At 43.6% G+C, this 14,773-nt stretch carries 16 protein-coding genes; 3 read left to right on the top strand and 13 right to left on the bottom strand.

Annotated elements, in window-relative coordinates; translation table 11 throughout:
- Positions 1 to 6 precede the first annotated feature (6 nt).
- From DB398_RS04380 to DB398_RS04320, 13 genes are all read right to left on the bottom strand, one after another.
- Entirely contained in the window at positions 7 to 900 is an 894-nt protein-coding gene (locus DB398_RS04380) for a hypothetical protein (protein ID WP_108423169.1), read from the bottom strand.
- A complete protein-coding gene (locus DB398_RS04375; protein WP_234416052.1) occupies positions 901 to 1,353 on the bottom strand; it encodes a DUF2141 domain-containing protein in 453 nt (150 codons plus the stop codon).
- Positions 1,350 to 1,742, bottom strand: a complete 393-nt coding sequence (locus DB398_RS04370) for a hypothetical protein (RefSeq protein ID WP_108423168.1) — start codon at positions 1,740 to 1,742, stop codon at positions 1,350 to 1,352. The genes DB398_RS04375 and DB398_RS04370 overlap by 4 nt, the downstream gene beginning before the upstream one ends.
- Complete coding sequence (locus tag DB398_RS04365) at positions 1,739 to 2,506, bottom strand: LOG family protein (protein ID WP_108423167.1); 768 nt, start codon at positions 2,504 to 2,506, stop codon at positions 1,739 to 1,741. Before DB398_RS04365 ends, DB398_RS04370 begins: the two co-directional genes overlap by 4 nt.
- The gene (locus tag DB398_RS04360; protein WP_072880113.1) at positions 2,506 to 3,627 is read right to left on the bottom strand and encodes an ABC transporter permease; all 1,122 of its coding nucleotides are present in this window, start codon (positions 3,625 to 3,627) and stop codon (positions 2,506 to 2,508) included. Before DB398_RS04360 ends, DB398_RS04365 begins: the two co-directional genes overlap by 1 nt.
- A 1-nt stretch (position 3,628) precedes the next feature.
- The gene (locus tag DB398_RS04355) at positions 3,629 to 4,735 is read right to left on the bottom strand and encodes an ABC transporter permease (protein ID WP_072880112.1); all 1,107 of its coding nucleotides are present in this window, start codon (positions 4,733 to 4,735) and stop codon (positions 3,629 to 3,631) included.
- A 12-nt stretch (positions 4,736 to 4,747) separates the two neighbouring features.
- The gene (locus DB398_RS04350; protein ID WP_108423166.1) at positions 4,748 to 5,476 is read right to left on the bottom strand and encodes an ABC transporter ATP-binding protein; all 729 of its coding nucleotides are present in this window, start codon (positions 5,474 to 5,476) and stop codon (positions 4,748 to 4,750) included.
- Complete coding sequence (locus DB398_RS04345; RefSeq protein ID WP_108423165.1) at positions 5,473 to 6,378, bottom strand: ABC transporter ATP-binding protein; 906 nt, start codon at positions 6,376 to 6,378, stop codon at positions 5,473 to 5,475. The genes DB398_RS04350 and DB398_RS04345 overlap by 4 nt, the downstream gene beginning before the upstream one ends.
- A 42-nt stretch (positions 6,379 to 6,420) precedes the next feature.
- Positions 6,421 to 7,293, bottom strand: coding sequence for a hypothetical protein (locus DB398_RS04340; protein ID WP_159076309.1), 873 nt, complete (start codon positions 7,291 to 7,293; stop codon positions 6,421 to 6,423).
- A 17-nt stretch (positions 7,294 to 7,310) separates the two neighbouring features.
- Positions 7,311 to 8,240 (bottom strand): HlyD family secretion protein, encoded by a 930-nt coding sequence (locus tag DB398_RS04335; protein WP_108423163.1) that lies wholly within the window; start codon positions 8,238 to 8,240, stop codon positions 7,311 to 7,313.
- A complete protein-coding gene (locus tag DB398_RS04330) occupies positions 8,221 to 9,561 on the bottom strand; it encodes a TolC family protein (protein WP_108423162.1) in 1,341 nt (446 codons plus the stop codon). The genes DB398_RS04335 and DB398_RS04330 overlap by 20 nt, the downstream gene beginning before the upstream one ends.
- Positions 9,558 to 10,163 carry a TetR/AcrR family transcriptional regulator gene (locus DB398_RS04325; RefSeq protein WP_108423161.1) on the bottom strand — a complete coding sequence of 202 codons (606 nt, stop codon included), beginning with the start codon at positions 10,161 to 10,163 and terminating at the stop codon, positions 9,558 to 9,560. Before DB398_RS04325 ends, DB398_RS04330 begins: the two co-directional genes overlap by 4 nt.
- A 120-nt stretch (positions 10,164 to 10,283) precedes the next feature.
- On the bottom strand, positions 10,284 to 10,475 hold the full coding sequence (locus DB398_RS04320) for a LytTR family transcriptional regulator DNA-binding domain-containing protein (RefSeq protein ID WP_108423160.1): 192 nt from the start codon (positions 10,473 to 10,475) through the stop codon (positions 10,284 to 10,286).
- A gap of 1,394 nt (positions 10,476 to 11,869) precedes the next feature.
- On the opposite strand from DB398_RS04320, the gene DB398_RS04315 reads away from it, so the two are divergent.
- The 3 genes from DB398_RS04315 to DB398_RS04305 all read left to right on the top strand — a co-directional run bounded on the left by DB398_RS04315 (position 11,870) and on the right by DB398_RS04305 (position 14,766).
- The gene (locus DB398_RS04315) at positions 11,870 to 13,108 is read left to right on the top strand and encodes a site-specific integrase (protein WP_108423159.1); all 1,239 of its coding nucleotides are present in this window, start codon (positions 11,870 to 11,872) and stop codon (positions 13,106 to 13,108) included.
- 225 nt (positions 13,109 to 13,333) lie between these two features.
- Positions 13,334 to 13,903 carry a BfmA/BtgA family mobilization protein gene (locus DB398_RS04310; RefSeq protein ID WP_108423158.1) on the top strand — a complete coding sequence of 190 codons (570 nt, stop codon included), beginning with the start codon at positions 13,334 to 13,336 and terminating at the stop codon, positions 13,901 to 13,903.
- A 188-nt stretch (positions 13,904 to 14,091) separates the two neighbouring features.
- The gene (locus DB398_RS04305; RefSeq protein ID WP_036378998.1) at positions 14,092 to 14,766 is read left to right on the top strand and encodes a response regulator transcription factor; all 675 of its coding nucleotides are present in this window, start codon (positions 14,092 to 14,094) and stop codon (positions 14,764 to 14,766) included.
- Positions 14,767 to 14,773: the final 7 nt, after the last annotated feature.

Below are 14,773 nucleotides of genomic sequence, written 5' to 3'. Positions count from 1 at the left end.
ATTGCTTTAAAATCGTAGCACCTCGGTCATGATGCCAAAACGGATGACATCAAGACGGTGCTGGAAATACATGTTGTAATAATCCGTGCCGTGGTAGTATTCCATAAAAAATCCAATGTCCTCCAAAAATTTGGGATGGTAGTACACGGTCAATCGCGTATGCAATCTTTTGATGGTGAAGAGGTCCCAATCGTTTAATTGGTCCATGAACCAAGTGGCTTCCAATTTCAGGGAGAAATCTGCCTTGATGGAACCTCGGTGTCCCATTTTCACCGGGAGCTTGTACGCGTAAAAGGCATTGTGCCAGCGCAAACCGCTATAGTGCCCCTGTAGTTCCTCCAGCATCCAGCTCTTTGGATGGATTTCCAAGGATGTCTTGAGGAATTTTGTCGCATTCACGGCCTTGTCAAAGGATGTATGGACCAGTCCCAGTTCAAAATAATTGGTGGCAAAGTTTCCCGACTCCAAGTTGACGGTACCATCTGTGTTGTAAAAGGCCCCATTTTGACCATTGGAATGATGGGCCAACTTTCCAAATAGGGCCATTCGAGTGCCGGTGGCACCTTTGGACAGCAAATAGTATGCGGCAATTTGTGGGATATAGCTTGGGGTCTTTACCGGGTAGGAAACGGCATTGTACATTCGGATGATAATCTGGGGGGTCAGCACCCCCATCAATTTGGAGTCCATACGTTTCCGTATGATAAAACTGGGGCTGACATTGGCCTCGAACATCAAGGGTTCCAAATTGCCGATGTCCATGGGAAATGTAATGTAGCTTTCCCGTTGGTTGACCAGAGCGACCTTATCCAAGTCCATACCGGGCCAATCCTTGTCCTGTCCATACAAGATTTGGAAGCAACAATGAAAAAGGGCCAATATGGGAAGGGAAAGCCGCATCTATTTATAGATCATGTTCACCACGATAGTACTGTCCTTGATCAGGATAAAACTTGCCTTGCTGAAATTGGGACGATTGGACAGGCCAATCGTTTTGAAATTGGAAAAACCGATTCCTTCTTTGGGCAATAGCAATCCCATTTCAATCTTACCGTTCTTGTCCTCATCATGAAGCACACTGATGGCATAGGTACCTGGTGTAAGGTCGGAAAAGGTTGTGGAGGACTTTCCATTGGATATGGACGACGTCCTTATTTGATGGTATTTTTTGAACTTTTGATCGGGAAGTGATCCTTCCCGATCGTACAGTGCATATTGTACCACGCCCCTTGAGTTCCGCAAGCCTTCCACGTTTATGGTCAGGGAAGGGTTCATATTGGAGTGTGCTCGATCAAAGGTCATGGATGTGGACAGTACAAATGATGTGAAACTGATGAGGAGTATATTTTTCATAACTGGGGTTTTGTTGTAACATAGGTGCCCAAGGAAAAGAAAAGGGTCAGGATAATTCTCAGGAACAGGGCGGTGATGGTCTTGTCTTCATATGGACCCCCATCCAAAATATGGATCAATAGGCCCGTAAATGCTCCCATCAGGATGAACAATGCCACCACTAAGGGAACAACGGACCATTTTTTATGGGAAAACAATCCAAAGAGGGATAGGCTATAGAGCCAGCCACACAGGAAGTTGCTCCAAATGACCAGGGGGACATAGTTGCCCTGATGTTCCCGGATCCCGAAAAGGTCCAATAGAATGGAAGTGCTGAGGAACAGGGTGATGGCCGTAAACAAGACCAATCCGCCCAAGGTAATGGTTTTGACAATGCTTTTTTGCTTCATGGTGATAAGCTTTTGAAGATTCCCTGGACCTTTTGCTCCCCAAACCACCATTTTGGTCTTTGGGGTTTACGGGTCAGGTTGAACTTTTTGATTGCGTGGGTCTTTATATGTTCCTGCATCTCTTCAATGGAGTCCGTTACAAAGAGTAGTTTCATATCCTCAGATCCAATGCTCTCGTTGGCTGCCATCAGCTTGATATGGTTACAGAGTTCGCTATGGTACTCCGATCCAAATATGACCACGGGGAAATCCTGGATCATTTTGGTCTGTATCAGGGTGAGCGCCTCGAAAAGTTCATCCAGGGTTCCAATTCCCCCTGGCATGACCACAAAGGCGTAGGAGTATTTCATCAACAGGAATTTCCGGACAAAAAAATAAGGGATGTCAATCCACTTGTGGAGATAGGGATTGGGCTTTTGTTCAAAGGGTAAAATAATATTGCAGCCCACTGAATATCCCCCTGTTTCAAAGGCTCCTTTGTTGGCTGCTTCCATGATGCCCGGACCTCCACCGGTCATGACCGTGAACCCTAGACCGGCCAAGGCGGCACCCACTTGTTCCGCTTGGACATAGTAGGGGTTGTCAGGTTGAAATCGGGCCGACCCGAACACGGTCACACAGGGTCCCATAAAGTGCATCTTCCGAAATGCCTTGATAAAACTTCGTTGTACCCGAAAGGTAAAGGCAAGCTCCTTGAACCGTGACAAAGGTCCTCGAAGGAATTTGGATTCCGATCGTCGCAATGGATGGTTTTGTGTATTCATCAACTGATTTTTTTATAGCTCCATACGGCCATGGCATTCATGATCACAGCATAGAGGGTTGTTTTGACAAGCTGGGGCAAAATATCGGTAAGACCGGAGCCTTTGAGCATGACCATCCGCATGATTTCAACAAAGTATTTGATAGGGTTGAATTCGGTCAGGAACTGGGCCCATTTGGGCATACTTTCGATAGGGGTGAAAAGACCGCTCATCAGGATGAAAATGACCACAAAAAACCAAGCGATGAACATCGCCTGCTGTTGGGTATCCGTAAAATTGGAGATGAACAGACCCATACCCAAAATCACCAGTATGTAAATGGAGGTGTAAAAGTACATGAGGGCCAGACTTCCCAGCATGGGTGTGGCAAAAATGAGTTTGGCCAATACCAACCCAATGGTCAAAAGCCCCATGCCGATGACCCAAAAAGGAAAAAGCTTCCCAATGATAAAGTGGTGCTTTTTGATGGGGGTGACATTGATCTGTTCCAAGGTGCCTATTTCTTTTTCCCGGACAATGTTCATGCCCGAAAGGAACAAGGTGATCATGGTCACCAACAGCACTAGGATCCCGGGGACCATAAAGGTTTTATAGTTCAAGGTTTTGTTGTACCAAAATAGTGGGATGCCCTCGATGAGAACGGGTCGTACCGTGTTATTGGACAGCTGGACCATGTCTACAGACAGATTCTTGTTGAATGTTTTGATTATCTGGGTGATATAGACATTTTCAACCCCTGCGGCAGCTCCGTCGATGGCATTGATGGTCACCCCAAGATCGATATTTTTGTCCTTCCACAAATCCCGTTCAAAGTGCTCGGGGATGGTCAATACCACATCGACCTCCCCTTGTAACATGGCCAGGTCGCTTTCTTTTGGATGGGGGAATACCTGGGAAACATCAAAAAAGGTGGAGGCACGGAACTTATCTATCAGGGCGCGGGAGGTATGGGTGTGGTCATTGTCAACATATCCAAAGGAAATGTTGTTGATCTCATAGGTGGCCGCATTGGAAAGAATGACCAATTGCAGTAGCGGCAGTATGAAAATGATGGGCAACATGCCCTTGTTCCGAAAGATCTGCCTGAATTCTTTGTTTATGATATATAGGATTACCCGCATGCTATTCCAATCTTATTTTATATTTTCTTACACTAAGTCCAATGAAAAGAAGGGTCATCCCCAAGAGGACCAAGGTTTCTTTCCAAACAATGCTGATGCCCACACCTTTGAGCATGATTCCCTTAACAATGATGATGAACCATTTTGCCGGTACGATATTGCTGATGACCTGAAGGGGAACGGGCATGCTGGAAATCGGAAATATAAAGCCCGATAAAAGGATCACCGGTAACATCAGCCCCATCAAGGAGATCATCATGGCCGTTTGCTGGGTGGCCGAAATAGTGGAGATCAATATCCCCAGTGCCAAGGAGGTGACAATGAACAGCACACTTTCCAGGCCCAACAGGAACAGACTGCCATTGACGGGGACATGGAAGACGAAAATGCTCAGTATGACAATGGCGGCAGCATTGATGATGGAGAGAAAGATGTAGGGGAACACCTTTCCAATGATTACCTGAAAGGGGTTCAAAGGGGATACCAATAAAATCTCCATAGTGCCCAATTCCTTTTCCCGGGTTATCGAGATCGAGGTCATCATGGCCGATACCAACATGAGGATGACGGTCATGACCCCCGGTACGAACATATAGACACTTTTCAGTTCCGCGTTGAAGACCATCCGGGATTGGGGAACGATCTGATAGTCCAACGTTATGGCCCGGTTCTGTTCCTCTTGGTAATTGGAAAGGATGGAATTGATATAGTTACTGATGGTGTTGGCCACATTGGGATCGGTCGCATCCGTCACAATTTGAACCTTGGCCGTGTGTTGTTTGATCAGTTTTTTACTGAATTCCTTTTCAAAATAGAGCACGGCCTTTACCTTCCCTTTTTTAAAAACTTCCTCAATCTCCGCTTCCTCCTTTATGTGTTGGAGGATACTGAAATACTCCGACGACGATATTTTTGAGATGATCTCTTTGGTAGAGGCATCCTGGGACCGATCTAGAATCGCGATGTCAACATTGTTGATCTCATTGGTGATGGCAAACCCAAAAAGCATGATCTGTGCGACGGGCATCCCGAATAGGATGAACAGGGATCTTCTGTCCCTGAAAATATGGTAAAATTCTTTTTGTACGAACCCGATAAAGCGTTTCATATGGTAACCTGTTTAACTTCTTGCCAATTTTAAGAACACATCGTTCATGGAATCCGAACCAAAATGGGTCTTTAGGTTTTTTGGGGTGTCCAAGGCCTCGATATTGCCATCCACCATGATGGATACCCGATCGCAGTATTCTGCCTCATCCATGTAGTGGGTCGTCACAAAAATGGTCGTGCCATTGTTGGCCGCCTTATAGATCATTTCCCAAAATTGCCTTCGGGTAATGGGATCCACCCCTCCTGTGGGTTCATCCAAGAAAACAATTTTTGGGTCGTGCAATAGGGATACCGAAAATGCGATTTTCTGTTTCCATCCCAACGGTAAGGATCCCACCAGACTATGGGCGACTTTCTCCAGGCCCAACTCCTCAATGAGCAGGTTCGATTTTTGGGAGATCCTATTCTTGGACAACCCATAGATACCCCCAAAAAAACGAATGTTTTCCTTGACGGTCAGATCATCGTACAGCGCAAATTTTTGACTCATATACCCGATGCTTTTCTTGATGTCCTCTGTTTGGGTATATACATCGAATCCCGCCACATTGGCCGAACCCGAACTGGGAGCGGAAATGCCGATCAGCATTTTCATGGCAGTGGTCTTCCCGGCGCCATTGGCCCCCAAAAAACCAAAGATTTCCCCTTTCCTGACATGGAAACTGATCTTGTTCACCGCGGTGAAATCACCAAAAACCTTGGTGAGTCCCTCTACTTTTATTACTGTTTCTTCCTTCATTGTTTTGCCAATTCCATAAATGTGTCCTCAATCGTTGCCTTGGTCCTTTCGATATGGATGTTCTGCAGCCCTTCATTTTTTAAGTATGCCATGAGCTCCAAAGGATCAAACCCATCCCGTTGATCCGTATAGTGGATGTATTCCCCAAAGGGAAATACACTGTGTTTATGGGCATAGGCGTTCAATTTTTCGATCAATAGGTACGTGTTGTGGGCCCCAACGTCGAAAATGGGTTTGGGATAGTGCTCCACAATGGCTTTTGGGGTGTCGATTTCAAGGATCTTTCCATCTTGGATGAGTGCGATCCGATCACATAGGGCGGCCTCGTCCATATAGGGGGTCGACACGAGAATGGTAATTCCCTTGTCCTGTAATCTTTTGAGCATTTCCCAGAATTCTTTTCTTGAAACCGGGTCAACACCCGTTGTGGGTTCGTCCAGGAACAGCACCTTGGGTTTATGGATCAAAGCACAGGAAAGTGCCAATTTTTGCTTCATGCCACCGGACAATTTGCCCGCCCTTCGATTTTTGAAAGGTTCTATCTGAACATAGATGTCCCGGATCAAATCGTAATTCTCTGCGATGGTCGTCCCAAAAATCGTGGCGAAAAAACGAAGGTTTTCCTCGACCGTGAGGTCCTGGTATAGTGAAAATCTCCCGGGCATGTATCCGACCTGTTTTCTAATGGCCTTAAAATCGGCAATGATATCGTACCCTGCAACGGATGCCGACCCGTGGTCGGGCAGGAGCAAGGTGGTCAGTATCCGAAAAAGGGTGGTCTTACCAGCACCGTCAGGTCCGATCAGCCCAAACAGTTCCCCTTGGTCGACCTGAATGGAAATGTCATCCAAAGCATTGACCTTTCCGTAGGATTTGCTGATATGATCTATACGAATGGACATGGGTATGGGTTGCTATTGTTTTGGTTTCCTAAATCTGGACAGCTATTCAAAAAATTCATAGTAGCCATTTAAATGCTGTTCAATATCATGTACCCTTTGAACCCCTGATGTCTCACTGTCGGTATTTTGCAGGGCTTCGATTTTTTCGATCAATGGATGGAGCCAGACATGCAAATTGTCATGGGAAGGGCCGGTCATGGTACATTCCTTTACAATGGTATTTTTAAGGTCGTTGAGGTCATCCCCCAATGCTTGGTACGCTGATACGGAACCGCCGTTGAAGCCGTTCAGGGCAGTGAGCATCTTGGATACCCCCAGGGTGGTCTCCGCATTCGCCAGCCATTTGGATCCATGGTCCAGTTGGATTTCATTGATCCATGCATCATGGGCGATCATCGGTACATTTGGGGAGGCTTCCTCGACCTGGATTTGATCTGGATTGCTTTGGGAATCTGAGCTTTGCCTGTTCGGATTATTTTTGCAGGAATGGAGGATAATGGTTGTTGCACCCAACAGCACTGCCATGCCTCTCCAACCCCTGGTCTGTAGATTTGATTTTTTGAACGAACCCCATTGGATGAGTAAGAATACCAGTGCCCAAATGATGGCCCGGATTTCCATGGCCCTAATGCTTTCTTTGGCCACATGGTTTGTAAACAATACGAGGAAGATCAGGACGGAGATATGGGACAACAATAGCAGGAGTACAGAACTTGAGGTCGACCTAGATCGATTCCAAATAAGGTAAGCTACCAGTAATGACAGGGCACCTAGCACGATATTATAGACCAACAGTCCCTTTAGGACAACATGGCCTGCTTCGTGGATGCCGAGAAGTAGCAAAGTTCCCATTATCAAGGAAACGGCGCCCAACAGAAATACTAGGATCATTGCAATAAAATGTTGTAGTTTCATAGGATGTCTTTTTTGGATTAAATAGATTGGTTCGCAATCCACATTTCGGCGGGCATGCCAATTTTGAGGCTTCCATCATTTTTGACCTTTACCTTTACAGCGTACACCAAGTTCACCCGCTCTTCCTTGGTCTGTATGATCTTGGGCGTGAACTCCGCAGATGCGGATATCCAGGATACTGTGCCATCATAAGATCTCATTGAATCCACATCATCGATCTTGACCGTGACCGATTGACCGATCTTGATGTTGGGCAGTTGTGTTTCGCTGATATATACACGGAGTTCCATTTCATCAAGGTTGGCCATTTTGAACAAGGGCTTACCGAAGATTGCGACTTCACCAGGTTCGGCATATTTGACCAATACCGTACCGTCCAATGGACTTTTCACGATACTTTTTTCAATTTGGTCTTCAATCTGCTCGATCTGGACCTCAATGCCCTTGACTTCATTGATAATGGGGGCGTTCTGGGTTTCGACACTCTTGATCTGTTGCTGTAGGATGCGTACCTTGCCCTGGATGTCGTCCAATTGCTTTTGGGTGGCCGCATTCTCCTTGATCAAGCTTTCAATGCGCTTCTTGTCGTTTTGCGCTACCTGCAATTCCTCTTGTAACACGTCCCGCTGGGAGAGCACGTTTGTTGATTTTGAGTAAATGGTTTGTTTTGCGGCCTTCAATTGATCGCGTTTCAACGATAATTGGATGGTGTCGATGACCCCGACAACTTCATTTTTTTCAAGGAGGTTTCCTTCCGCCACATCCAGAAATTGAATTTTACCGTTTGCTTCGGCGGAAACGGTGGTCTCCGTTGCCTCAAAGTTTCCATAGCCATCAGCGAGATCCCCTCCACCATTGCAGGATGTAAGGGAAATGACCAGGGCGAAAATGGACAATATTGTTAGGTCTTTTTTGGTCATAGGGACCTTAGTTGCTGCTCTTTTCATAAGTACCTTGTGTAATTTGATATTGAATCTGGTTCAGTAGTTTTTGTGTTTTGTGAAAGGCAAGGTTGCTCTTGGCCTCATATAAATTTGTGAACTCGGTGATATAGGCCGAGGAGGTGATCACACCGTTTTTTAGTTGGGATTCTGCCGTCTTGACCATTTTTTCAAAGCGGGGAATGATCTGTTCATCATATCGGATCAACTCCTCCATTTTGTCTATTTCGGATTGTAGGTTGACCAGTTCCAAGCCATTGTTCAGTTCAAAGGTTTCCTTTTGGGTATCGACAATGCTCCGGTCAATCTGTGAAGACTGTCTCTCTTTTCGGTTTTTGTTCCAATCAAATACATTCCAATTGAGTTTTACACCGGTCATGAAAAAGGAGTTGAAGGTATTGTCCAGCATATTGAGCCCTGGATTCCCATATCCGCCCTGTGCAAAAGCACTGATCTTTGGAAGTTTGGACTTTTCCAAAAGTTCGGATGACAGATCGACCTGGGATTTTTGAAGCTCAAAAAGTAGCAGTTCCGGTCTTTTGGATGTCTGATCGGGAATCACGGGAAAAACCTCTGGCCGCTGTAACAAGACTTGAGGTTGCAGTTCGGTACCGATTATCAGTGAGAGTTGCTGAAGCAAATCCAATTTTGACAGCGCAAGTTCTGTGTTTTGCTGATGGATCTTGATGAGTGCTACTTCCAACGCATCCGCTGATGATGAAAGCAAGGTGCCATATTTCACCCCGGCCTGGACCTCTTCTAGCCTTGCGGTCAATTGGGATTCCTTTGCTTGCAACAAATCCTGGTTTTCCTGTAACAACAGCAAGGAGAAATACAACTGGTTTACACGGTTTTTTAGTCCATATAAGGAAATTTCCACTTCCTGTTTCCCAATGGCAGCTTTGGTCTCCTTGGCTTTGATTGAAGCATCGATCAAACCTCCATGGTAAATCAGTTGATTGGCATCCAATGTCGTACGGTATTGGTCCTTATTTGGGGGGTCAATGGTAACATTTATCAATTGCCCCCCAAGACTTGTTACTTCGGACTGGTAGGTGGCTTGACCATTGAGATCCAATTTGGGCAGGCGATCCTTCTTGATCGCATCAATGTCAAGTTCCAGCTGTTCGGACAACAATGAGGTCTTTTTGGCCAATGGATAATTGATCTGGACCAGTCTCAGGCATTCGTCCAAGGAAATGGTCTCTTGGGCCTGGACCATAAATGGGAAGGAAAGGAGGATCAATAACAAGAGCGAACCCTTGTTTAGGGAAGGGAATATTTGCTTCCATGATACATGTTGTATGGTGTCACTTAGATGTTTCATTGTACTTTGATTGTATTAATGATCATTTCGGGAATCAATTTTTTTCGCTCCTCCATGAGGGCTTTAAAAGCGGTTTCATCCAAACCTAGAATACCTGTGACCAGGCCTTTCCCTACAAATGGAAATGCGGTCATGGAGATGAGGTTCAATAACAATTGCCTTGGGTCAATCGGCTTGATGACACCTTGTTCCACAGCTTCGGCCAATTGTTTTTGAAATGTGGATGGGTCGGGCATTACCTGATTTGCAAAGAATGTCTTGCCGAACTGTGGGTTAATGTTCACCTCTTGGATGATAAAGGTGGGTAGATAGGGATTGTCGGTCACAAAGGCGATGTAGCTATCCACAAATTCCCTGATTTTTTCGAAAATGGGCTTATCTGAATTGAATATGGTGTTCAGAAGGGGAGCCAATTCCCTAAACGCCTGCAGAAAAACCGCTTCGAACAATTTCTGCTTGCTCCGAAAGTAATAGTGGAGCATGGCCTTGTTGATGTTGGCCTCATCCGCTATTTCCTGCATCCGTGCCGCAGCGAGGCCCTTTTTGAAAAATACCGTCTTTGCGGCCTGTAATATCGATTTTTCAGTAGCTGTGTGTATCATGGACAAATATATTAACCATCAAATTTAACCAAATGGTTAATGAATATAAAACTGTTAACATAAATTTTGCAATTTATTGTAAAAGAAGCTTTTGGGTTAATATGGGAATTGAATCTACGTTCAGTCGATACCTGGCCGTTTAAGACATGTTTCCTTGAAGCTCTCCCTGATGGGAATTCGGATGTCCCAGATGATAATCTTGTTGCGCTGGACGGCCGTTATGCAGGCGACGTTCACGACAAAGGACCTGTGCACTCGGAGAAATTGATCGACAATCAAATTTTTTTTTGCTGAAAAAAGTGAAAGCCACATGGAGGACTACCATGTCCCGGATGATGCTGAATGGGATTGCATTGCGCTTATTATGGGTTATGACCATTATTTTTTTAATGATACACTTCGATTGTCCCACATCAGTGTTCATTGAATATTGTTGGATTTTGAAACCACGGAGGATTTCTTTTACGACACAAGTTCAAGGAGGTACGATACCATCGCCATGATTACCAAATCCTTTATCCCTACCTTATGGGTGAGCATTCCCGTCATATATCCATTCCTAGATCATTCGGTGCGGATATTTTTGTTTTGCTAAATGAAAGTCCATCTCCGGGGATGAGGATTTTGTCGAACAGTTCAAGGGTATTGTTTTAAGTCCATTGGCCAATGGCTATTCAACAGTGATCGGGTTTTCAAAAAATACGGAACGGACCATGTTGCGTTTTCATTATTCGCTTCCAGAAGAATTTGACGATGGTGATGAAGATGATGGGCCAAACCAATACAATTACTGCATCACCTTACTCTCTTTTTGAAATCGTAGTGAATACAGGGTCCAACATTGGAAAAAACAGTGACCTAGGGGGTTGGGGGTATGACCTTCAATCCGATTACTTGATCAATACCCAGAGCCTAGCTACCTTTGCGGGCATTCCGGAAAACATTTTTTTTGTACGATTGATGGTTGTTCCATTATGGCGGGAATCAGGATACCATTGTCCAGACCACGAATATCAACCCTTAATTTGTCCTATATCAGAAATCAATACGGGGCATCCCAAGGAATCTTGGTTGAAGAGACTTTCAATACATTTAATATAAATCTTAGCTTTGGTGATATTTGGTTTTTGAAACGCAAAATCAATTAACCTTGGTTGGAAAGCTTCCATCCTTCCAATTCTACTATTTTCTCTTGGACATTCAACTATTTCGTAGGAAGTTCAGAACTTACCAAGTTGAAAGGAAACAATATTGGTTAGTGAATTACTTTATGGAAGGAAAATCTATGTTTGACCTTTACATCCAATTGTATTGAACAATTATTTTTTGTATATAAATTGACATGAATTCCCTACATTTACCCTGTGAAAATCATTATTTCGCACGAAGATGTCCTATGGGATGTCCTATTTTGGGAAATTTGACATAATATTCTGGAAATTAATGGGTTGTGTCCTCTTCATGAGGTCAGTCATCCCGACTTACCTTATTTAAGTAAAATCAAAACACTGTTAATCTTATGATTTTCAGTGTTTTGTGTTTTTAGGCATATCATCTAAAATCAATTAAAACCATCTAAAATCATATAAAGGGTGTTCTTATCGGGAGCAGAATATTACACTTTATGTTGTAATTTTAGATGACTTCTTAAAGCATTTTGCTTGTGTTTTGACTTTCGCAGTATTAACAGTTTAAAACGTTGCAACATGCAGAAAAACAATCGTTTAACAATTAATTTCTTTACTAGGAAACACAGGATTCATTCTGAGAATCTTATAGTTTACTGTAGGATTACCATCGATGGTGAACGCACCGATTTTAGCATAAATCGGGAAATAAAGGCCAATTTATGGGACAATAACCGTAAAAGGGGCAAGGGTTTTTCCAGTTATGTGATTTCCCTGAACAAGTACCTTGACCAAATTTATACGGGATTATATGAAGCCCATAGATTGATGATGGCAGAGGAGAAAGCAATCACTCCACTATCTATCAAAGCAAGATTTTTTGGGGAAGATGAGGGCGGAAAAACATTGAAACAATTGATTGCCTATCATAATGGAACCATGCACACCTCTTTACGTCCGGGAACCAGAAAGAATTACCACATCACCGAACGATGTGTGGGCTTATTTTTAAAAGAAGAATATGGGATGGAGGATATAAAACTCAAAAAGTTAAACTATCGTTTTATATCGGACTTTGAGCAATATCTGAGAAAATACAGACCATCTACACGAACCAAATGCACCAATAACGGGGCTATGAAACATATGGAACGGTTAAAGAAAATGTCAAGGTTGGCAGTGAGGTTGGATTGGATAACAAAAGACCCTTTTGAAAACTATAAACTACGTTTTGAGAAAACCGAACGGGAATATTTGACAAAACGGGAATTGAGGTTGATTGAGGAAACCACTTTTAAAAAGGAGGGGGTTGAAAAATGTAAGGATGTCTTTCTTTTCTCTTGTTATACAGGCCTATCATATATTGATCTCAAAGCATTGACACCTGTCCATGTTCTTAAGGGAATAGACGGAAATGATTGGTTGTTTACCAAAAGAATAAAGACGGACGAAAAACTTAAAATCCCATTACTTCCACAGGCAATGGAAATTATCAAGAAATATGATGATTCCGCTGAAAGAAATGTGATGAATGTCCTTTTACCTGTTTACAGTAATCAAAAGGTCAATTATTATCTAAAGGAAATCTGCAAGGTTTGTAAAATTCACAAGAAGGTTACATTCCACACTGCCAGACACACTTTTGCAACCACCGTAACTCTCTCCAACGGTGTTCCAATTGAAACAGTGTCAAAGATGTTGGGACATACCAAATTGTCCACTACTCAAATCTATGCAAGGGTTCTGGAACATAAGATAGGAGAGGACATGCAGAACCTAATAGATCATATGCAGACTAGCCGATCAGCCGAAGGATGATCAGGTAGTATTTATTCGGTCCCGCTTGCGGGACGAAGGAATAGCAAGAGGATAGCGCGCTAAAGCGACGCTATTGATTCATTTTCCTTCGGAAAAGCCCTGTTTATAAGGGTTTTTGGAAATGTTTGATTTTAGGAACTGCAAAATTTATTGTTACAATAATGCTTGGGTTTCCTGTAATCACTGAAAAGAATTGTAACAATTGTACCCCTTAAAACTTGAAATATGGATGATTTTAGAGCAGTTAGGATAAAGAAAAGGACTTTGTCCAGATTTAAGGTCTTTTCTAAAAAGGTGGGCAAGAGTTATTCCCATACCTTGGATATGGTCATGGATTTTTTTGAGTGGCATGGGTTTTTACCATCGGAACGGTTTGAAAAGAGCATAGGTCAAGAGATCATCAAGAATAGGAAACGGACGGATGCTGTCATTGCCATTATTAGGGACATTGAAAAGAACCAGACACTTCCCACCATCGGTATGATGCAGGCTTTGTTCAATCAGGAGTTGGACAATGATGAGGAAGGGGATGATTTTCTTAAGGACATGATCGAGAAGAATCCACCAAAGCCATACCCAGTTTATGAGGGCGAGGTAACGGTTCCCAGAATCAAATATGAACATTTGGAGGAAAAGGCAGCCGCACTTCAAACAGATTTAAATGATATCCTTGATAAGGTCAAAGTGGTCAAGAGCAGTTTTGGGAAGAGTTATCTGAAGCTTGAAATAACGGAAGGGAGGTTGGAAAGATATAAACTCGAAGTCAATAGACCTTTGGATTCTCAAACACTATGAGAAGAATATATCCAATCGATAGATAAAGTTGCCTCGCTCAGTAGTATTAGTTTGGTAAGTTTTGGGACGCTTGCAGCACTTCACTACGTTCCGCTCGCCTAATTCAAATTTTTATTATTAAGTTACTTTCTAAGGGCTTTAGAATTCCTAAAGATTTGGAATCTATTTTTATACCTTAAATTTAAGGTATGAAGATCCTTATTGCAGAAGACGAGACAGAACTCCAGAAATCCATTGCCACTTATTTGGAAAGGGATGGCAATGTCTGTGAAATGGCTTCAGACTACCACGAGGCCCTCTATAAGATCGACCTCTATGAATACGATCTGTTGGTCCTGGACATCAACCTGATCACCGGTAGTGGATTGGATATCCTAAAACTGTTGAAGCGCAACCGTTCGGAAACCCCGACCATCATCATCTCCGCCAACAATTCCTTGGACGATAAACTGGAAGGATTGGATCTGGGTGCCGATGACTATTTGACCAAACCCTTTCATTTGGCCGAACTCAATTCGAGGATAAAGGCGGTTTTGAGAAGGGGCAAGTTTGGGGGCAATGACCGTTTGGAGTTCCACGAGATTTCCATTGATACGCGCTCTAGGACCGCTTATGTCAATGAGCAAGCACTTTCCTTGACCCGTAAGGAATTCGATCTCTTGCTTTTTTTTGTTACCAATAAGGGACGGGTGCTTTCCAAAGAGATCATCGCCGAACATTTATGGGGGGACCATAGTGATCTTGCGGATAATTTTGATTTTATTTATGTCCATATCAACAACCTGCGCAAAAAATTGACCGAAGCCGGGGCAAAGTATATCAAAACGGCCTACGGAAGTGGGTATAAGTTCGTGGAAGAGTGATCGTGGA

Source organism: Flagellimonas amoyensis (assembly GCF_003058265.1).
Lineage (GTDB): Bacteria > Bacteroidota > Bacteroidia > Flavobacteriales > Flavobacteriaceae > Flagellimonas > Flagellimonas amoyensis.
The sequence above is the reverse complement of the archived record's forward strand: the minus strand, read 5'-3'. Positions and strand labels throughout refer to the sequence as shown.